This window comes from Erwinia sp. INIA01, assembly GCF_025947915.1.
Classification (GTDB): domain Bacteria; phylum Pseudomonadota; class Gammaproteobacteria; order Enterobacterales; family Enterobacteriaceae; genus Erwinia; species Erwinia coffeiphila.
On the sequence record NZ_JAPDNC010000018.1, the window covers coordinates 65,148 to 84,141 of the forward strand.

Below are 18,994 nucleotides of genomic sequence, written 5' to 3' on the forward strand. Positions count from 1 at the left end.
TGCCAGAATATATTTCGTCTGTTGAGAATGCTGCAAGACTAAATATCAGCTTTAATGTTAAATATTTGTTTAAATTCACCAAGAATAAGTCGGCGATAATTTATTCTCTGTCGCAATAACGTTAAAAAATAGCTTCGTCATAAGAATTATCCTTTAACATTATAAATAAAAGCCGTTACACTCTGCCGGTCATTTTACTTTGCCAGAGATTGCCCTTTTGGTTTTATATCGTCTGTCACAGCGCCGAATGCCTGCACTTATCGCCATACTGGCGATTCTGCTGCTATTTATCGCGCCGGACATCTCGCAATCGCTGATGCATCGCCAGTCTTCAGACGGTATGACTGAAGCAATGCACGATATGTCCGCGATGCACGATGATATGAATATGCAAAGTATGACTGTTGACGATATATCGAGCAGCCACAGCAGCCACAGCAGCCACAGCAGCCACAGCAGCGTAAACGACTTAAACAACGCAACGCAACACGCCATGAATCCCCTTCAGTCCCACGCCATGAGTATGAATATGGGCATGGGCATGGGCATGGGCATGGGCATGGGCATGATGGATGAATTTGCCTGCGGCTATTGCCAGCTGTTGGTCCACGTGCCGATGCTGATGTGGCTATTTGTCCCGGCGCTGCTACTGATGCTGCTGGTGAGCCAGTCACCGCCGATACGTCCGCTGCCCACATATCACCTTACCGTTTATCCCGGCCCCTGCCAGCCGCGCGCTCCGCCTGTTTTTAATTCCTGAATGTTATTCAACTCGATAATTTGCCTGCGGCAAATATATCGCTTGGAAAAAATAATAATGTGATTTTCACAGGACCTCGCACGCCCTGATTATTATTACCCTGAATCTTCTACTGCGTAATAAAAGCATTGGAGAACGGGAATGAAATAGTAATCAGACGTTAGCGTTGATGGTTAAAACAGGAATAATAAATGAATACATTTCCCCTGCGCAGCTCACTGCTGAGTGCGGCTATTTCCATCGCATGCCAAAGCCAGGCTGCCTCCGATCCTCATCATCCCATCGTGAACGAGGATGCAGTGATTACCGTAACGGCACCGCTGTCTAATCCGCTGAACGTGGTGACATCTCCCAAAACGCCACGCCAGCCGGTTCCTGCCAGCGACGGTTCCGACTATCTGAAAACCATTCCCGGTTTTGCTCAGGTACGCAACGGCGGCACCAACGGCGATCCGGTATTTCGCGGGATGTTTGGCTCACGCCTGCGTATCCTCACCGACGGCGGAGAAATGCCGGGGGCCTGCCCCGCGCGAATGGATGCACCAACGTCCTATATCTCACCGGAAAGCTTCGATTTACTCAGTATCACCAAGGGGCCGCAAACCGTACTCTGGGGACCGGGAAACTCCGCCGGAACCATCCGCTTTGAGCGCCAGCCGCCGCAGTTCAAAGAGCCAGGGATCAAAGGCGATGCCAGCCTGCTGGCCGCATCGAACCATCGCTACGATCAGAATGCGGATCTCAGCCTCGGCAGTGAACAGGGCTATCTGCGCCTGCTGGGTAACAAATCGCGTTCGGATGACTACAAAGACGGTAACGGCGACCGCGTTGCTTCTCGTTGGGATAAATGGAATGCCGATATCGCGCTGGGCTGGACGCCTGATGCCGATACGTTGCTGGAGTTGAGCGCCGGACGCGGCAACGGCGAGGCCCGCTACGCCGGTCGCAGTATGGACGGTTCACAGTTTAAGCGTGAAAGCCTCGGCCTGCGCTTCGAGAAATCGAACATCGGTGAAGTGCTGGATAAAGTTGAGGCACAAATTTATTACAACTATGCCGACCATATTATGGATAATATCACCCTGCGCTCACCGACTGCCGGAATGGGCAGCATGGATGGCATTGCGATGGGCGGTATGGATATGAGCAGCGGCATGACGGGCAGGCTCGACCGCCGTACCGTTGGCGGGCGGGCGATGGCCACGCTGATGCTGGGCGATGTTAAACTCGAAAGCGGTCTGGATATGCAAACCAGTACCCACCGTCGGCGCAGCGGCGATGACTGGAGTAAAGATGCCCGCTTCCACGACGTCGGCATGTTCAGTGAGCTGAGCTGGTCGGCGAGCGAACAGGACAAAATCGTGGGTGGTGCACGCCTGGATCGCACGTGGGTGGATAATTTCAGCGCCCGTGGCGAAGGCGAACGTAGCGATACGCTGCCAGCCGGATTTATGCGTTTGGAGCATACGCTCAACGACGTGCCGCTGATGCTGTATGCTGGCGTCGGTTATACCGAGCGCTTCCCGGATTACTGGGAGTTATTTTCGCCCACCACCGGCGCAGATGGCCTTTCAGCGGCGTTTGATTCGGTTAAACCCGAAAAAACCACCCAGCTGGACTTCGGCGCCAAATATTCCGGTGAACGCCTTGAGGGCTGGCTTTCCGCCTACGTTGGCCGGGTGAACGATTTTATTCTGTTTAATTACGATGCGGATAACAGCAGTTTAAGCCGGGCAAGCAACGTTGACGCCACGATTATGGGTGCAGAAGCCGGTTATCGTTACCAGCTGACCGAACACTGGTCAACGGATGCCAGCCTGGCGTGGGCGTGGGGCAAGAATCGCAGTGATAACACGGCTCTGCCGCAGATGCCGCCGCTGGATGCCCGGCTCGGGCTGGGTTGGGAAAATGGACCGTTCAGCACCAGCGCCCTGCTGCGGATGGTCAGCCATCAGGATCGCATCGCGCTGAACCAGGGAAATGTGGTCGGCAAAGATTTTGGCCGCAGTGCCGGGTTCAGCATCTTTTCCGCCAATGCGGCCTGGCAGTTTAATCCGCAGCTTAAGCTGAGCGCTGGCGTTGATAATATTTTCAATCAGGCGTATAGCGAACATCTGAATCTGGCGGGTAACAGCAGCTTTGGTTACTCGTCTAATACCCCGGTTAACGAGCCAGGTCGTACCTGGTGGGCAAAAGTTAACGTGAAGTTCTGAACAGCATACAGGAGTTTTTTATGGCGTTTTTACCACCGGGCAAAAAGAGAAGGAATTTTCTGACCGCCCAGGCCTGCGTTTTCATTGTCGTTGCCATTATCATGGCCCGAGCGATCATCGGCGGAGCCATTCAGGAATACAACATGCCGTTCTCTACCTGGCCGGTAGAGCTGTATATTTCTGAATTCTTTATGATCACGATTTACAGCAGCGTCTTCACCCTGCTGTTTTCCATCCCGCTCTGGTACTTCTTTATCGGTACCCAGGACCCCGAGCAGAAACAATAGCTCATGCCGTACTGAGCACCTGCTTTGACTCATTGCGGGAATCCGCTCCTCTCTCCTGAGGTGCGGATTTAAAACGGACAATAAAAAAGGGGCGACCGGTTAAAGGTCGCCCCTGTTACTTTCCGTTATTCTCAGGCTTCAGGTCATGTTGCCCCAAAGCCTGAGTGGCTTACAGCGCTTTCAGAATGGCATCTACGGTCGCTTTCGCATCACCGAACAGCATCTGGGTGTTCTCTTTAAAGAACAGCGGGTTCTGCACGCCTGCGTAACCGGTATTCATTGAACGTTTGAATACCACCACGTTTTGCGCTTTCCACACTTCCAGCACCGGCATGCCGGCGATCGGGCTGCGCGGATCTTCCTGCGCGGCCGGGTTCACGGTGTCGTTAGCGCCGATAACCAGCACGGTATCGGTAGAAGCGAAGTCATCATTGATTTCGTCCATTTCCAGCACGATATCGTACGGCACTTTCGCTTCGGCAAGCAGTACGTTCATGTGGCCAGGCAGACGACCGGCAACCGGGTGAATACCGAAACGTACGGAGATGCCGCGCGCGCGCAGTTTCTCGGCAATTTCAGCCACCGGATACTGAGCCTGCGCAACCGCCATACCGTAACCCGGGGTGATGATCACCGAGTTAGAGCTTTTCAGCAGTTCTGCGGTGCCCGCAGCATCGATCTCGCGGTACTCGCCCATTTCTTCGCTTTCACCGGTTGAGCTGCTGTCAGTACCGAAGCCGCCGGCGATCACGCTGATAAACGAACGGTTCATCGCCTTACACATAATGTAGGAGAGGATTGCACCGCTTGAACCCACCAGAGCTCCGGTCACGATCAGCAGGTCGTTGCTGAGCATAAAGCCCGCTGCCGCTGCCGCCCAGCCCGAGTAGGAGTTCAGCATCGACACCACTACCGGCATATCGGCACCACCGATAGATGCAACCAGATGCCAGCCGAATGCCAGGGCGATCAGCGTCATCACCAGCAGCGCGAAGCCCTGTGCACCCACGCTTTCTGAACGCACAAACAGGATCAGCAGCAGGAAGGAAACCACCAGCGCCAGCAGGTTCAGCTTGTGACGATGTGGCAGCATCAGCGGACGCGAGGAGATTTTCCCGCGCAGCTTGCCAAACGCCACAATCGAACCGGTAAAGGTTACCGCACCGATAAAGATGCCGATAAAGACTTCGGTCAGATGGATGTTCTCCATCACCGGCAGCAGGCCAGGCGCGTGGTCCAGGTAGCTGTTAAAGCCAACCAGCACCGCCGCCAGGCCAACGAAACTGTGCAGCACCGCCACAAGCTCCGGCATTTCGGTCATCTCAACCTTCTTCGCCAGACGGATACCGATTGCCCCACCAATGACCATCGCCAGCAGCACCCAGGCAATATTGCCGGAATCCGGGCCAAAGATAGTCGCTACCAGCGCCAGCGCCATACCGCTGATGCCGAAGATATTCCCCTGTTTCGAGGTTTCATGTTTAGACAGCCCGGCAAGGCTGCAAATAAACAGGATCGCAGCAACAATATATGCTGCAGTCACTAATCCGCCAGACATGGACAAACCCCTCAGTTTTTACGGAACATTTTCAGCATGCGCTGGGTGACGGTGAAGCCACCAAAGATATTGATGCTGGCGATCAGCACCGCGATAAACGACAGGAAGCTGACCCAGCCGCCGTGACCAATTTGCAGTACCGCACCGATAACGATAATGCCGGAAATCGCATTGGTTACCGACATTAGCGGAGTATGCAACGCATGGCTGACGTTCCACACCACGTAGTAACCCACCACGCAGGAGAGCGCGAACACGGTAAAGTGCGAGAGGAACTCCGGCGGCGCAACGTTAGCCAGCCAGCCAAACAGGACGATAGCCAGCGCCAGCAGCAGGTACTTACGCAGTGGAGAAGCCGGTTTTTTCACCTCTTCTTCAATTTTTACTTCAGCTTTAGCCGCTTTAGGCGCAGCGGAAACTTGAATCGGCGGTGCGGGCCAGGTCACTTCGCCATCGCGAATTACGGTCACGCCGCGCACCACGACATCGTCGAAGTCGATGGTAATCTCGCCGTTCTTCTCTTTGCACAGCAGCTTCAGCAGGTTAACCAGGTTTGTACCATAGAGCTGGGAAGATTGCGTCGGCAGACGGCTTGGCAGATCGGTGTAGCCGATAATCTTCACACCGTTCGGGGTAACGGTGACTTTATCCGCCACGGTCAGTTCACAGTTGCCGCCGGTTTGCGCCGCCAGATCGACGATCACGCTGCCCGGTTTCATCGAAGCAACCATGTCAGCGGTAATCAGCTTCGGCGCAGGTTTGCCCGGGATCAGGGCGGTGGTGACGATAATGTCCACTTCCGCAGCCTGAGCCGCAAACAGTGCCATCTCTGCCTTAATAAAGGCTTCTGACATCACCTTCGCATAACCGTCGCCGCTGCCCGCTTCTTCCTCGAAGTCCAGCTCGAGGAATTCGGCACCCATACTCTGCACCTGCTCTTTAACTTCCGGGCGGGTATCGAAGGCGCGAACGATTGCGCCCAGGCTGCGCCCGGCACCGATCGCAGCCAGACCGGCCACGCCGGCACCGATCACCATCACTTTGGCAGGCTGTACTTTGCCCGCTGCGGTGATTTGTCCGGTAAAGAAGCGGCCAAACTCGTGAGCGGCTTCCACAATCGCACGGTAACCGGCGATGTTAGCCATAGAGCTGAGGGCATCCAGCGACTGAGCGCGGGAAATACGCGGCACCGCATCCATCGACATCACGGTGACTTTACGCGCTGCCAGTTTTTCCAGCAGCGCCGGGTTCTGTGCAGGCCAGATAAAGCTGACCAGCGTACTGCCTTCACGCGTCAGGGCGATCTCTTCATCGTTCGGCGCATTAACCTTCAGCACGATATCCGACTGCCAGACGTTAACCGTATCAGCGATCGTTGCACCGGCAGCAACATAGGCTGCATCGTCAAAGCTGGCGAGCTGACCCGCGCCGCTTTCTACGGTGACACTGAAGCCAAGTGATAACAGCTGTTCCACCGTTTTCGGTGTTGCTGCCACACGGGCTTCGTTTGCCAACCGTTCTTTGGTAATACCAATAAGCATATTCTTCCCTTTCATCAGAGAGTATGACGGTTTGTTGATACTGCTCCGGCCCATATGACCGAAACCATCTTGTTTCAAACTGTTTATAACCTACTGAAAATGTGTGTTCCGATCCAGCCACCACGAGCACTGCGGCGCACTTTACCTATAAAAATTCAAATCAGACCCGGTTCAACCCTATATTGGACCTGAATTTCGCGTTAAACCAACGATAATCTGCTACGAAAAAATTTAACATTCTCAGTGTATTCTTATCAAATACCATTAATTAACAATACATTAACGAGTAAAGTGGTAGCTATTACCTGCATAAGTGGTATGGACTGAAAAAATGACTCGATTCAGCAAGCTTTCCTGACTATTCCAAAAAACGGAATACCCACCCACATAAAACCATAAAAAATGGCTGAGACAGAGGCATTATTACATGCAATAATCGTGGACTAATCTGTTGAACATCAAGACTCCAGCACGTTTTCGTACTCATTTTGCGTAAGGCGAAGGATTATTTTTATGAAGCTGAAGAACACCATCCTGGCATCAGCCCTGTTGTCACTCACATCATTAACCGCAGTCCATGCGGCACAGGAACTGACGCCGGAGAAAGCCGCCGCGCTGAAACCGTTTGATCGGATCACCATCAATGGCCGTTTTAATGCCATTAACGAAGCCAGCAGCGCAGTATCTAAACGTGCTGATGCGATGGGTGCCGCCTCCTACTACATTCAGGGCATCAACGACACCAACGGCAACGGTGGCAACTGGAACGTGACTGCCGACCTGTATCACGCAGATGCACCGAAAGCAGTGAAGAATAAAGATCGCGTGATCAACGGCGTGCGCGAACTGACTAAATCGGAAGCCTACTCGCTGGAACCGTATGACACGGTCAGCGCCAGCGGTTTCTTCCGCAGCCAGCCGGACGTCAACGACGCCATCAGTCGTTCAGCGAAAGATAAAGGTGCGGCATCCTTCTTTATTATTCGCCAGATCGATACCAACAACGGCGGCAATCAGATGATCACCGCCTATATCTATAAAGCCGACGCGCCAAAACGTGTGGTGCAGGAGTCGTCGAATCTGATCCCTGCGGATTCCGAAGCCGGTAAAGCCGCGCTGGCCGCCGGTGGTGCCGCAGCGAAAAACGTTGAAATCCCGGGTGTCGCGTCCTCCGATACACCAAGCAAAAATGTCGGTCGTTTCTTTGAAACGCAGACCACGTCCGGTCAGCGTTACACTGTCACCCTACCAAACGGTAAGAGCGTGCAGGAAGTGAACGCCATCACGGCAGCACAGATGCAGCCGTTTGACAGCGTAACCTTCACCGGCCACTTCAGCACGCCAACCGAAATCTCGGAAGAAGTCGGTAAACGCGCGATTGCCAAAGGTGCGAAGTACTACCACGTGACCCGCCAGTGGTCTAATCAGAGTGGCGGTAACCTGACCGTCAGTGCGGACCTGTTCAAGTAATAAGCTAAAACAGTCTGCAACGCGGGCAGCCTTCGGGCTGCCCTTTTTATTGGTGAATAATCCGCTGTGATTTGTGCATAGCAAATCATTGCATCCCTCCTCCTCACTCCGTAAAATCGCCCTCCTTTTACAGGGCTATCGTTCGCACAATCGCACATTAACCCTGAGTAAAATTCACACCAATCGAATTAACTGGCTTTTTATTCTGTTTCTGGAGTCATTTTTTGGACAAAAAACTAGGGCTTACCGCCCTGACCGCGCTGGTGCTTAGCTCTATGCTCGGTGCAGGCGTTTTCAGCCTGCCGCAAAATATGGCCGCGGTAGCCAGCCCGGCAGCATTGCTGATCGGCTGGGGTATTACCGGCGTGGGCATTTTGCTGCTGGCCACGGCAATGCTGCTGCTGACCCGCATAAAACCAGAACTGGATGGCGGGATCTTTACCTATGCGCAGGCGGGTTTCGGTGAGCTGATTGGCTTCTGCTCCGCCTGGGGTTACTGGCTGTGCGCGGTGATCGCCAACGTGTCGTATCTGGTTATCGTTTTTTCCGCGATGAGTTTCTTTACCGATTCGCCGGGCCACATTGTATTTGGCGATGGCAATACCTGGCAGGCAATGCTGGGTGCCTCCGTGCTGCTGTGGGGTGTCCATGCCCTGGTCCTGCGCGGCGTACAGACCGCTGCCGGAATTAATCTGGCTGCCACACTTGGCAAGCTGCTGCCTTTAGGGCTGTTTGTGGTGCTGGCGATTGCCGCTTTCAACTACGATCGATTCCGCATTGATTTCAGTGGACTGTCGCTGGGTAAACCGGTGTGGCAACAAGTTAAAGACACCATGCTAATCACCCTGTGGGTATTTATCGGCGTTGAGGGCGCGGTGGTGGTTTCTTCCCGCGCGCGTAACAAGCGGGATGTCGGCCGCGCGACGCTCCTGGCGGTGGTGGCTGCACTGTTCGTGTATCTGCTGGTGACGCTACTCTCGCTCGGCGTGGTGCCGCGCGCTGAACTGGCTGACATGCGCAACCCTTCGGTCGCGGGGCTGATGACTTCGCTGATTGGCCCCTGGGGCAACCTGATTATCGTCAGCGGGCTGATAGTCTCCGTCTGCGGTGCCTATCTCAGCTGGACGATTATGGCAGCGGAAGTTCCGATGATTGCCGCCCAGCACGGAGCGTTTCCCCGTCTCCTCAGTCGGCAGAATGCACGGGGCGCACCTGCCGCGTCACTGTGGCTGACCAACGGCTGCGTCCAGCTGTGCCTGATCCTGATCTGGCTGACCGGGGCAGACTACAATACGCTGCTGACTATCGCTTCAGAGATGATTCTGGTGCCTTACTTCCTGGTAGGTGCCTATTTATTCAAGCTGGCGTATCGCAAGGGCCAACCCGCCGTGACGGCAGTTGCTATCGGCGCGAGTCTTTACGGTCTGTGGCTGCTCTACGCTTCCGGGCCACTGCATTTGCTGCTGTCGGTGGTGCTTTACGCGCCGGGAATGCTGCTGTTTCTGTTTGCACGCCGTAAGGGACAGGCTCTGACGGCGCTGAAGCCTGTCGAGAAGATGGCAATGGGAGTACTGGTCCTGGCCGCCCTTCCGGCAGCCTGGATGCTGATGCAGTAGTCGTCAGTGGGACAGCGGCGGGATGGCGATATGCAGTCGGTCGTCCTGCTGCTGGAGTTCCAGCGGACGGGCATATTCCTGACGCACGGTGGTCAGCTGAGATTCTGATAGCGGATAAGGCAGAAGAATTTCAAAGCGGGCAATTTGCTGCTGTTGCGCAAGAGTAATCAGGCGAACAATATTGATTTCATCACTGACCTGAGTAGAGATAATCTGCAGCGCGAGGTCTTTAAGGCGTTCCGGCGCGGCGCGAGGGGCAGCTGCCGTTTTGCGCGTAACGATGCCAAAAAACGGGATAACACCGTAAATCGCATCAACAAAACTCCAGCGTTTCTTACAGGAAGCGGAAAGGAAATCGATATAATTTATACAGACAGGGTCATTGTGCCCTACTGCAGCCAGCTTAGTTTCTGACACCCTTCCTCCTTTTCGTTACACGTCAAAACAGCCCTTACGCTTATAATGACATACTCGACCGACATTATACTACATTCATTAGATTAACAGATGTAAGGATTCTCCGAGGCGTTTTTCCGACGATTTAGTACAGGTTAATAGGCGTTGCCCCTGAGAAAGGATAAGCTAGTGTCATCTACGGCCCGATATACCGCATCATGAATAAAATAGTATTTGTTGAAGACGACAAAGATGTAGGCGAGCTGATTGCCGCCTATCTGGGAAGACACGATATTGAGGTCATTGTGGAAAGCCGTGGAGACAGGGCTGAAGCAACGATCGCTGCCACTAACCCGGACCTTGTCATGCTGGATATTATGCTACCCGGCAAGGACGGGATGACGCTTTGCCGCGATATCCGCAGCAGCGGCGACTGGTCTGGCCCGGTTGTGCTGCTGACCTCACTCGACAGCGACATGAACCATATTCTGTCGCTGGAGATGGGCGCAAATGATTATATTCTGAAAACCACGCCACCGGCGGTTCTGCTGGCGCGTCTTCGGCTGCATCTGCGCCAGGCCGGGAGCAAAACCCAGGGTGAAGAGATCGCTCCTGCGGTTTCCAGCCAGAAAGGCCTGCGCTTCGGCACGCTGAGCATCGATCCGGTTAACCGCCAGGTGACGCTTTCCGGTGAAATTATTGCTCTTTCCACCGCCGACTTCGATCTGCTGTGGGAGCTGGCAACTCATGCAGGCACAATTCTCAACCGCGATGCCCTGCTGAAAACCCTGCGCGGCGTCAGCTACGACGGTATGGATCGCAGCATTGACGTGGCGATTTCGCGCCTGCGTAAAAAACTGCTGGATAGCGCCACCGAACCGTACCGGATTAAAACCATCCGTAATAAAGGCTACCTGTTCGCTCCGCACGCCTGGGATGCCCAATGAGAAAGCTGTTTATTCAGTTTTATCTGCTGCTGTTTGTCTGCTTCCTGGTGATGGCGATGCTGGTCGGGCTGGTGTACAAATTCACCGCCGAACGCGCCGGTCGCCAGTCGATGGACGATTTAATGAAGAGTTCGCTGTATCTGATGCGCAGCGAACTGCGGGAGATCCCGCCGCGTGACTGGAACCGCACCATTAATAACCTCGACCTCAACCTTTCCTTTAAGCTGCACATCGAGCCGATGAGCAAATATCAGCTCGATCCGCCGACGCTGCGCCGCCTGCGCGCGGGGGAAATTGTCGCGCTTGACGACGAATACACTTTCCTGCAGCACATTCCGCGCAGCCACTACGTGCTGGCGGTCGGCCCGATCCCGTATCTGTTCTATCTGCACGAAATGCGCCTGCTGGATATCGCGCTGCTGGCCTTTATCGGTATATCTTTGGCGTTACCGGTGTTTATCTGGATGCGCCCGCACTGGCAGGACATGCTGAAGCTGGAGAATGCCGCACAGCGCTTCGGTCAGGGCCATCTTGACGAGCGTATCCATTTTGACAGCGCCTCCAGCCTGCTGCGGCTGGGGGTGGCCTTTAACCAGATGGCTGACAATATCAATACGTTGGTCGCCAGCAAGAAGCAGCTGATCGACGGCATCGCCCATGAACTGCGCACTCCGCTGGTGCGTTTGCGCTATCGTCTGGAAATGAGCGACAACCTCAGTGAGGCGGAATCTGCGGCACTCAACCGGGATATCGGCCAGCTGGAGGCGCTAATCGAAGAGCTGCTGACCTACGCGCGCCTCGATCGTCCGCGCGTGGAGCTGAATCTGCAATCACTCGATCTGGCACAGTGGTTGCACGAACGGCTGCAGGATATGCGCCTGGTCAATCCCGATACCGAAATCGCGCTGGATACTCCGCAGCGTGAAAATCACGGCGTGGCCGATACCCGTCTGATGGAACGCGTGCTGGACAATCTGGTGAATAACGCCCTGCGCTATGCCGACAAGCGGCTGCGCGTTGGACTGTGGTTTGACGGCGACATTGCCTGCCTGCAGGTGGAGGATGACGGCCCCGGCATTCCACAGGAAGAGCGCGAACGGGTATTCGAACCCTTTGTGCGGCTCGATCCCAGCCGCGATCGCGCTACCGGCGGCTGCGGCCTGGGGCTGGCGATTGTTCACTCTGTGGCACAGGCGTTTGGCGGCTACGTCACCATCGACAGCAGCCCGCTCGGCGGTGCCAGCGTGCGCTTCTGCTGGCCAATTAATCACCCTTTGCGCGACGCCTGAGGCGTCTGAACTCTCCTCTTATTAAGGAATAGTATGTCATCTGCTTACGCGAATCTGACCCGAACCTTTCAGCGCCTTTCACGCTTTGGTCATCTTGCTGCAATTACCGGCTGGGATATGCAAACCATGATGCCCGCAGGCGGCAGCCGCGCGCGCGGTGAAGCGCTGGCGGAACTAAGCGTGCTGCGCCATGAAATCCTGACGGCAAAACAGGTGGGCGAATGGCTGGACCAGGCGAGGCAGGAAGATCTGGACGATGTGGCGCAGGCAAATCTCTACGAAATGCACCGCGCCTGGCAGCAGGCCTCTCTGCTGCCCGCCTCGCTGGTGGAAGCTAAATCCATCGCCGGTTCCCGCTGCGAACACGCATGGCGTCAGCAGCGCCCCGCCAACGACTGGCAGGGGTTCTCCGCCAATCTGAAAGAGGTGGTGAAACTCAGCCGCGAGGAAGCTGAAATTCGGGCACAGGCCAATGGCTGTTCACGCTATGACGCGCTGCTGGATGTCTTCGAGCCGGGCATGACCAGCGCGAAGCTGGACAGTACTTTCGGCGATCTTAAGCAGTGGCTGCCGGAACTGCTGCAAAAAATCGTCGACCAGCAGGCGAAAGAAAATGTGATCGCTCCTGTCGGACCTTTCCCGCAGGAACAGCAGAAAGAGCTGGGGCTGGCGATAATGAAGCTGCTGGGCTTTGATTTTAACGCCGGTCGCCTGGACGTTAGCGCACATCCGTTCTGCGGCGGCGTACCGCAGGATGTCCGTATCACCACCCGCTACAAAAGCGATGAATTTATCAGCGCGATGATGGGCGTGATCCACGAGACCGGCCACGCGCGCTATGAGCAGAATCTGCCGCAGCAGTGGGCCGATCAGCCTGTGGCTCTGGCGCGCTCAACCGCTATTCATGAGTCACAGAGCCTGTTCTTTGAGAAACAGCTGGGCCGCAGCCCGGAGTTCCTCAGCCTGATCCAGCCGCTGGCGGTACAGCTGCTGGGCGATCGCCCGGGCATGGAGAACACCAACTTTATTGCGCTGAACCAGCGGGTGAAACCGGGCCTGATCCGCGTGGATGCCGATGAGGTCAGCTATCCGGCTCACGTGATCCTGCGCTATGAGATTGAGCGCGCGCTGATTGCCGGAGAGATTGAGGTCGACGATATCCCCACGCTGTGGCAGGAAAAAATGCAGCACTGGCTGGGCATCAACACCGCCGGTAACTATCGCGACGGCTGTATGCAGGATATCCACTGGACCGACGGTGCCTTCGGCTACTTCCCGACCTATACGCTGGGTGCAATGTACGCCGCGCAGCTGTTCCAGGCGCTCAAGCGTGCGATTCCCCAGGTCAATGAACTGATTGCCCAGGGCGATCTGCAGCCGGTATTTAACTGGCTACAGCAGAATATCTGGCAGCACGGCAGCCGTTTCTCCACCCGCCAGCTGGTAGAAAATGCCACCGGAGAGGACCTCAACCCGATCTGGTTCCGCCAGCATCTTGAAAGCCGTTATCTGAAGTAAAACCACCGTTGTTACAGGCCCTCAAGGGGAATGCTATTATCGCATTCCCCTTTGTACATTCGGTTACACGCCGATACCAATCACTCACTGAAGCGCCCGTCCCGTTCTCATATAGTTTACTCACCGGCCCCGCAGTGGGCTGACACATGAATAAACATTTGAGGGTTTTGCAATGAAAAAATTATTTGCTCTGGTTGTAGCCGCTGCAATGGGTCTGTCTTCAGTTGCTTTCGCTGCTGAGACCACAGCTGCCCCAGCTACCACCGCACCAGCTGCCGCTGCTGCCACCACCACAACTGCGGCGCCAGCTCCGGCTAAAGCAACCGCTAAACATCACAAAAAACACAAGAAAGCGACCGAGCAGAAAGCGCAGGCAGCTAAAAAGCATCACAAAGCCGCCAAGAAACCAGTAGCGCAGAAAGCTCAGGCTGCTAAAAAGCACCACAAAGCCGCTAAGAAGCCAGTAGCTCAGAAAGCTCAGGCTGCTAAAAAGCACCACAAAGCTGCTAAGAAGCCAGTAGCTCAGAAAGCGCAGGCTGCTAAAAAGCACCACAAAGCTGCTAAGAAGCCAGTAGCTCAGAAAGCTCAGGCTGCTAAAAAGCACCACAAAGCTGCCAAGAAAGCCGCTGCTCCTAAAGCGTAATTTTTGCAGACGGGCGGACAGCCGCCCGAAACAAGATCCTTAACTCAAACACCCGGATAATCCGGGTGTTTCTTTCCCGGAGTCTCGGATGATGGTGCGCCGCTATTTATTCGAAATTATTCTGGTTGTGATGATCCTTTGCGGTGTGATTGCCGCCAGCTTCTACATCTGAACCCTGTAGCGTGCTGATATTCCAAATTAATCTCCCTTTTTAAGCGCTATCCGTCTATAGTTACTGCATTAGCGTAATCACCTTTAATGCTTCTCCAGCCCGAGAGAAATATGCGCCTGACTGCTGTGTTATTAATGGGTTTCCTCTCCTTTTCGTTCTGTACTCACGCCGATGATGATGCCCAAAGTGAAGCCGACACCAAGACGCTGTTTTTTGGTAAAGATGACCGTCTGCCAGTCAGCAATACCGCCAGCCAGCCGTGGGAAGCGATCGGACAGCTTGAAACGGCCAGTGGCAATTTGTGTAGTGCTACGCTGATCTCCCCTCACCTTGCCCTGACCGCCGGCCACTGCCTGCTGGCACCACCGGGTAAACTGGATAAAGCTATCGCACTGCGTTTTGTCGCCGGCAATAACGGTAAATGGCGCTATGAAATTCACGATATTGAAGGCCGGGTGAATCCGACGTTGGGGAAAAAACTGAAGGCCGATGGCGATGGCTGGATTGTTCCGGCTTCTGCCGCGCCCTACGATTTCGGGCTGATTATTTTACGTAATCCCCCATCAGGTATTGTGCCGCTGCCGCTGTTTGCCGGTACACGCAGTGAAATGACCGCAGCGCTGAAGGCAACCGGTCGCAAAGTGACTCAGGCGGGTTATCCGGAAGATCACCTGGATACGCTTTATTCGCATAACGACTGCCTGATCACCGGCTGGGCGCAGAAAACGGTGCTGTCGCACCAGTGCGATACGCTGCCGGGAGACAGCGGCTCCCCGTTGCTGCTGAAGGTTAACGGCGACTGGCAGCTGATTGCAGTACAAAGCTCTGCCCCTGCGCCGAAAGATCGCTATCTGGCCGATAACCGCGCTATTGCCGTAACGGCATTTCGCGATAGCCTGGAAGAGCTGGCTAAATAGGCGATGAAGCCCTGGACTTTTTGCAAGCCTCCGCATCACCTGGACTGTTGAAATTTCAGCAGGACCGCAGGGAAAATGTACAGACCGTCAATTGGGGCCAGCGTTAAACTGGCCCCAATATCCGATTTCATTTGCGCCATCTCGGCCAGCCACAAGGCTCCATTACCCGCCTGGAATCAGAAAAATGTCATCCCCTCATAGGGTTTGTCCCGGCAGGCCATTAAGCGGCTGTTCAAATCCCCGTCATGAATTTCCAGTTTATGCCCGTCGGGATCTAAAAAGTAGACGGACTTCCCTTCGCTTTTGTTGATTTTCCACTCCGTCACGCCCGCCGTTCTTAAGCGAACAGCAAACTCATCAAAGTCATTGCTACGGATGCTGAACGCATAGTGAGTGTAATCCCCGCCGGACAACACATTATCAGCCGAAAGGCACAGCCACAGCTCACCCAGTGAAAGGTAGGCACCTCGCGCCCACTTCGCCTTTGGGGTAAAACCGAGCGTATTGACATAAAAATCAAAGCTTTTTGTCACATCGCTGACGGCGATAGTGATGTGGTTAAGTCCGTTCAGCATGCGGAGAGTCTCTTTGGTAGGAAGGTGGCGGGATTAATTTAACATGGATGATGTTTTAATTGCCGTCAGGCTGCATTATAGGTTTTCAGTCAGCCTGGACAGAATTGAAGAGCACGAAAATGAGTAAAACCAGTTCAGAGATAAGTAAATTTTTAAGCTATGCACTACGCCATCAGCCAGAAGCCATCGGTTTATCGTTAGATAAAGAGGGTTGGGCGACCATCAGCGACCTGATCATTTGCTCGGTTAAAAATGGCTATGCGCTCGACCAAACCCTTCTGCATCAGATAGTTGACGGCAGCGATAAGAAGCGTTTTACGATTTCAGATGACAGTTTGCGCATCCGCGCGGCGCAGGGGCATTCAACACAACAGGTTAATATTGATTACCCTGAAAAGACACCTCCGGAATACCTCTATCACGGGACCGCTACCCGCTTTATGCCTGCCATTCGGGAGCAAGGGTTAATTCCGTTATCACGGCAGTATGTGCATCTTTCATCTGATGAAGATACTGCAATTCAGGTAGGGCAACGTCACGGGAAACCGATTGTATTAAAAATACAATCCCAGACCATGCACGAACAGGGCTTTAGATTCTTTCAGGCTGACAACGGCGTATGGTTGGCAGAGTCCGTACCTTGGGCATTTATTCGTGAATGATTATTGTGCATAACGGTGTTGGGAGTGGCGACTCAAGCCCCCACTCCCAGCATCATAGCTTTTTTAATTATTTAAAGCGCTTAAGCTTTAAGTGTATCATTCTTCGACAATCATATGTGTTTGTTAAAGACATGAGATGTTTGAATAGTAACAACGTGATAATAACCAGTAAAAAAGATATCGCATAGAAGACACCCCTCTGCACCTTGATACTTTTATTTATATAAGAAGCCTCAGATTTATCAGAAAATGAATGACATATCATTTCGACCGTATTTTTATTTACAATTGCAGGAATCGCATTTTTACCGCCCACCGTACCTGAAAATTTTTTCGCGGAATCACATTTCTCGGGTGTTATCACCCATGGGTTTTTGTTTTTATCGAAAAAACTAAATTCAGCGGCGCGCTCAGTATTTATCCAAAACCAACCTGTATTCCCGACATTAACCAATAACTCGGATTTGAACGCAATATTTAACGTTTGAATCGTCACAAACAAAGGGACAAAAATAGCCAAAAAGATGGTAAAGAAGTATAATTTATTAATTCTCACTACCTTTAGCCGTTCAATATCAAAGTAACCCTTGAGTTTGGATATCATTCTAAAATCCAACTCATATTTCCTCACCCACGTTTCGAATCGTGCAATCTGCCTTTTGGATGTCGCATTAGTGTTGTAGTGAAAGTTGAATTTTTCAACATCAATAATATAATCAATGAGCGCATCACTTTCTTTTTTCCTGTATCCAATACAAAAAATAAAAAATTTATTAGAAATAGAAAATCCTGACTTAGCCTTCCTTCTAATATAGAAAAAAGATGTCACCACAGTAACAAATAATAACATTAAAACAACTAACTTATTGTCTATAATTTCTGAAAAAATGGAAATTACAGTATCAAATGAAACATCCATCATAAATTCCTTTTTGTTGACATAAGAATTGCACCATACAAGAACTCAGCGTATTAAACATAACCGAACATAAATTTTTAGGAAAAATCATAGGGGAAATGGGCGATGACAAGGCCTGAAACTGATAAAAATAATCGATTGATTAACTCACAAATAAGGTAAAGGCGGCTAAGCCAATAAAGCGTCAAAAAAGATGGCTTGTATGATCATCAAACTACTGGTTTTCTCCCGGCTTCCAGACCTGCCATCACCTTCAGCGTGTCGCCGGGATCGGCAGTGACTGGCTCACCGAGTCAGGCATCACCAGTGCGGAACAACTGAAGATCACCACCACTACAGGGATGATCCGGTTGCAACGGCGATAAGTGGGAGGATTTAGGGCTTAGATGCGGCAACCCCGGCCAAGGTCGGGGTTGGTTATACGATTATTTGATTGATTTTTAATATATCTTTTTTTAAGTCATCTTTAATATCTGAAGGTTCTAACTGATTTATAAGTTGCTTTATTTGGATAAAAATACGTTTCTGATCTTTTAGCTCCTCGTTTTTTATCGTCGATAAAGCTGCTATAAGTTCACCATCATAATATTCTCCAGCCAGCGGATCTTCGGTCAGAACATCCAACACTCTTGGCATTAACTGGTCAATACATAGACCCTGCCGAATGGCACGGCAAAGATCTTCGACGGCCAACTCTTCGATAGGTATATCAATGACGCGTTCGAACCATAGTTCAAGTGAAGACTGTTGACTTGGTTCCTTCGTTAAATTTATGTTTCCTATCAATTTACGAAAGGTGCTCATATCCCATATCCTTTCAAGGCAGATTCTATTTTATTAATGGCGTCGGTTGCTCTTCCATATGCAGCTTGAGCCTCGGGGTTGTTTACGTTTTTCAGCGTATCCGCATGGTTCCGTAATCCCCTGAGAGTATTTTGCATTTCTTGCATATGATCCCAATAACCACCGCTCTCTTTAGGAACAGGATTACCATCCATATCCTTGAGGGTTCCTGTTATATCGTGATCTTTCAGAGCATTTTTTATAGTATTATCAATCTTCTTGATAGCACTTTATTGCTTCTGATTCAGCTTATCGGCTTTTTTTTCTTCCAATTTATTCGGATCGTTTTCTGGCGGTGGTGGCGGCACCTGCCGCACCGGCACCCGCTGAGTTACCCTGAGCTGCCGCTATCACGCCAGCTACTGCTGCATGTGCCATGACGCGGCTCGCTTCATCCGGGGCGTACTGCTTGATGATTTCTGCGATGTACGGTGCGGCACCGCCTGCAATCGCCGCCTTCAGATCACTGCCCGCAAGCCCCTGTATCGCCGCCGTTGCTGCCTGGATACCCTGCTGGATCGCGCTCCCCGTTCCCCATTCCGCCTGCGCGGTTTTGTAGCCGGACGTTTCCTTCAGCGCCCGGTTGTAAGTCGCTGTCTCGTCTTTCGTGGCATTCGGGCCGGGTTCCCTGATACCTTTTGCAGCCAGCTCAGCCTTCCCTGCTTTTG

The 18,994-nt window shown here is 52.7% G+C and carries 17 protein-coding genes and 2 pseudogenes; 11 read left to right on the top strand and 8 right to left on the bottom strand.

What is annotated here, in order from left to right; genetic code table 11:
* Positions 1 to 247 precede the first annotated feature (247 nt).
* The 3 genes from OMR58_RS23640 (at position 248) to OMR58_RS23650 (ending at position 3,260) form a co-directional block, all read left to right on the top strand.
* Positions 248 to 760, top strand: a complete 513-nt coding sequence (locus OMR58_RS23640) for a DUF2946 domain-containing protein (RefSeq protein ID WP_264547139.1) — start codon at positions 248 to 250, stop codon at positions 758 to 760.
* 191 nt (positions 761 to 951) lie between these two features.
* Positions 952 to 2,973 (top strand): TonB-dependent copper receptor, encoded by a 2,022-nt coding sequence (locus OMR58_RS23645; RefSeq protein ID WP_264547140.1) that lies wholly within the window; start codon positions 952 to 954, stop codon positions 2,971 to 2,973.
* Between the two features lie 20 nt (positions 2,974 to 2,993).
* Positions 2,994 to 3,260, top strand: coding sequence for a DUF2534 family protein (locus OMR58_RS23650; RefSeq protein ID WP_264547141.1), 267 nt, complete (start codon positions 2,994 to 2,996; stop codon positions 3,258 to 3,260).
* 169 nt (positions 3,261 to 3,429) lie between these two features.
* Here the strand turns inward: OMR58_RS23650 and pntB are convergent, their stop codons facing one another.
* Positions 3,430 to 4,818, bottom strand: coding sequence for a Re/Si-specific NAD(P)(+) transhydrogenase subunit beta (gene pntB / locus OMR58_RS23655; RefSeq protein ID WP_264547142.1), 1,389 nt, complete (start codon positions 4,816 to 4,818; stop codon positions 3,430 to 3,432).
* Positions 4,819 to 4,829: 11 nt separating this feature from the next.
* Complete coding sequence (gene pntA, locus OMR58_RS23660) at positions 4,830 to 6,359, bottom strand: Re/Si-specific NAD(P)(+) transhydrogenase subunit alpha (protein WP_200558956.1); 1,530 nt, start codon at positions 6,357 to 6,359, stop codon at positions 4,830 to 4,832.
* A gap of 513 nt (positions 6,360 to 6,872) precedes the next feature.
* Here pntA and ydgH point away from each other — a divergent pair.
* Together ydgH and OMR58_RS23670 are read left to right on the top strand one after the other, a co-directional pair.
* Positions 6,873 to 7,829, top strand: coding sequence for a DUF1471 family protein YdgH (ydgH, locus tag OMR58_RS23665; protein ID WP_264547143.1), 957 nt, complete (start codon positions 6,873 to 6,875; stop codon positions 7,827 to 7,829).
* Between the two features lie 224 nt (positions 7,830 to 8,053).
* Positions 8,054 to 9,445: an amino acid permease gene (locus tag OMR58_RS23670; protein WP_105594656.1), complete on the top strand. Its 1,392-nt coding sequence runs from the start codon at positions 8,054 to 8,056 to the stop codon at positions 9,443 to 9,445.
* A 3-nt stretch (positions 9,446 to 9,448) separates the two neighbouring features.
* Here OMR58_RS23670 and OMR58_RS23675 read toward each other — a convergent pair whose 3' ends face one another.
* The gene (locus OMR58_RS23675) at positions 9,449 to 9,862 is read right to left on the bottom strand and encodes a hypothetical protein (protein WP_205064490.1); all 414 of its coding nucleotides are present in this window, start codon (positions 9,860 to 9,862) and stop codon (positions 9,449 to 9,451) included.
* Positions 9,863 to 10,059: 197 nt separating this feature from the next.
* Here OMR58_RS23675 and rstA point away from each other — a divergent pair, with 197 nt between their 5' ends.
* From rstA to OMR58_RS23700, 5 genes are all read left to right on the top strand, one after another.
* Positions 10,060 to 10,788, top strand: a complete 729-nt coding sequence (gene rstA, locus OMR58_RS23680; RefSeq protein ID WP_105594658.1) for a two-component system response regulator RstA — start codon at positions 10,060 to 10,062, stop codon at positions 10,786 to 10,788.
* On the top strand, positions 10,785 to 12,077 hold the full coding sequence (gene rstB / locus OMR58_RS23685; RefSeq protein WP_105594659.1) for a two-component system sensor histidine kinase RstB: 1,293 nt from the start codon (positions 10,785 to 10,787) through the stop codon (positions 12,075 to 12,077). Before rstA ends, rstB begins: the two co-directional genes overlap by 4 nt.
* A gap of 33 nt (positions 12,078 to 12,110) precedes the next feature.
* Complete coding sequence (locus OMR58_RS23690; RefSeq protein WP_264547144.1) at positions 12,111 to 13,595, top strand: carboxypeptidase M32; 1,485 nt, start codon at positions 12,111 to 12,113, stop codon at positions 13,593 to 13,595.
* 172 nt (positions 13,596 to 13,767) lie between these two features.
* Positions 13,768 to 14,238, top strand: coding sequence for an acid resistance repetitive basic protein Asr (gene asr, locus OMR58_RS23695; RefSeq protein WP_200558960.1), 471 nt, complete (start codon positions 13,768 to 13,770; stop codon positions 14,236 to 14,238).
* Between the two features lie 282 nt (positions 14,239 to 14,520).
* Positions 14,521 to 15,327: a trypsin-like serine peptidase gene (locus OMR58_RS23700; protein WP_200543611.1), complete on the top strand. Its 807-nt coding sequence runs from the start codon at positions 14,521 to 14,523 to the stop codon at positions 15,325 to 15,327.
* Between the two features lie 176 nt (positions 15,328 to 15,503).
* On the opposite strand, the gene fos is transcribed toward OMR58_RS23700, so the two are convergent.
* On the bottom strand, positions 15,504 to 15,902 hold the full coding sequence (gene fos, locus OMR58_RS23705) for a fosfomycin resistance glutathione transferase (RefSeq protein ID WP_264547145.1): 399 nt from the start codon (positions 15,900 to 15,902) through the stop codon (positions 15,504 to 15,506).
* A 119-nt stretch (positions 15,903 to 16,021) separates the two neighbouring features.
* Here fos and OMR58_RS23710 point away from each other — a divergent pair, with 119 nt between their 5' ends.
* A complete protein-coding gene (locus OMR58_RS23710; protein ID WP_264547146.1) occupies positions 16,022 to 16,564 on the top strand; it encodes an RNA 2'-phosphotransferase in 543 nt (180 codons plus the stop codon).
* A gap of 67 nt (positions 16,565 to 16,631) precedes the next feature.
* On the opposite strand, the gene OMR58_RS23715 is transcribed toward OMR58_RS23710, so the two are convergent.
* The 4 genes and pseudogenes from OMR58_RS23715 to OMR58_RS25995 form a co-directional block, all read right to left on the bottom strand.
* Positions 16,632 to 17,486 (bottom strand): DUF6216 family protein, encoded by an 855-nt coding sequence (locus OMR58_RS23715; RefSeq protein ID WP_264547147.1) that lies wholly within the window; start codon positions 17,484 to 17,486, stop codon positions 16,632 to 16,634.
* 414 nt (positions 17,487 to 17,900) lie between these two features.
* Positions 17,901 to 18,287: a contact-dependent growth inhibition system immunity protein gene (locus tag OMR58_RS23720; RefSeq protein WP_264547148.1), complete on the bottom strand. Its 387-nt coding sequence runs from the start codon at positions 18,285 to 18,287 to the stop codon at positions 17,901 to 17,903.
* Positions 18,284 to 18,628 (bottom strand): annotated as a pseudogene (locus tag OMR58_RS25990) (VENN motif pre-toxin domain-containing protein); the annotation flags it as partial. The gene OMR58_RS23720 and the pseudogene OMR58_RS25990, both read right to left, overlap by 4 nt.
* Positions 18,600 to 18,994: pseudogene (locus OMR58_RS25995) on the bottom strand (VENN motif pre-toxin domain-containing protein); the annotation flags it as partial. The pseudogenes OMR58_RS25995 and OMR58_RS25990, both read right to left, overlap by 29 nt.

Excerpts from the sequence above, each read along its gene's own strand:
- OMR58_RS23690 (WP_264547144.1), top strand. The coding sequence starts at position 12,111 with ATGTCATCTGCTTACGCGAATCTGACCCGAACCTTTCAGCGCCTTTCA.
- rstB (WP_105594659.1), top strand. The coding sequence starts at position 10,785 with ATGAGAAAGCTGTTTATTCAGTTTTATCTGCTGCTGTTTGTCTGCTTC.
- OMR58_RS23715 (WP_264547147.1), bottom strand. The coding sequence starts at position 17,486 with ATGATGGATGTTTCATTTGATACTGTAATTTCCATTTTTTCAGAAATT.
- pntB (WP_264547142.1), bottom strand. The coding sequence starts at position 4,818 with ATGTCTGGCGGATTAGTGACTGCAGCATATATTGTTGCTGCGATCCTG.
- OMR58_RS23645 (WP_264547140.1), top strand. The coding sequence starts at position 952 with ATGAATACATTTCCCCTGCGCAGCTCACTGCTGAGTGCGGCTATTTCC.
- OMR58_RS23640 (WP_264547139.1), top strand. The coding sequence starts at position 248 with ATGCCTGCACTTATCGCCATACTGGCGATTCTGCTGCTATTTATCGCG.
- fos (WP_264547145.1), bottom strand. The coding sequence starts at position 15,902 with ATGCTGAACGGACTTAACCACATCACTATCGCCGTCAGCGATGTGACA.
- rstA (WP_105594658.1), top strand. The coding sequence starts at position 10,060 with ATGAATAAAATAGTATTTGTTGAAGACGACAAAGATGTAGGCGAGCTG.
- OMR58_RS23710 (WP_264547146.1), top strand. The coding sequence starts at position 16,022 with ATGAGTAAAACCAGTTCAGAGATAAGTAAATTTTTAAGCTATGCACTA.
- ydgH (WP_264547143.1), top strand. The coding sequence starts at position 6,873 with ATGAAGCTGAAGAACACCATCCTGGCATCAGCCCTGTTGTCACTCACA.
- asr (WP_200558960.1), top strand. The coding sequence starts at position 13,768 with ATGAAAAAATTATTTGCTCTGGTTGTAGCCGCTGCAATGGGTCTGTCT.
- pntA (WP_200558956.1), bottom strand. The coding sequence starts at position 6,359 with ATGCTTATTGGTATTACCAAAGAACGGTTGGCAAACGAAGCCCGTGTG.
- OMR58_RS23720 (WP_264547148.1), bottom strand. The coding sequence starts at position 18,287 with ATGAGCACCTTTCGTAAATTGATAGGAAACATAAATTTAACGAAGGAA.
- OMR58_RS23650 (WP_264547141.1), top strand. The coding sequence starts at position 2,994 with ATGGCGTTTTTACCACCGGGCAAAAAGAGAAGGAATTTTCTGACCGCC.
- OMR58_RS23700 (WP_200543611.1), top strand. The coding sequence starts at position 14,521 with ATGCGCCTGACTGCTGTGTTATTAATGGGTTTCCTCTCCTTTTCGTTC.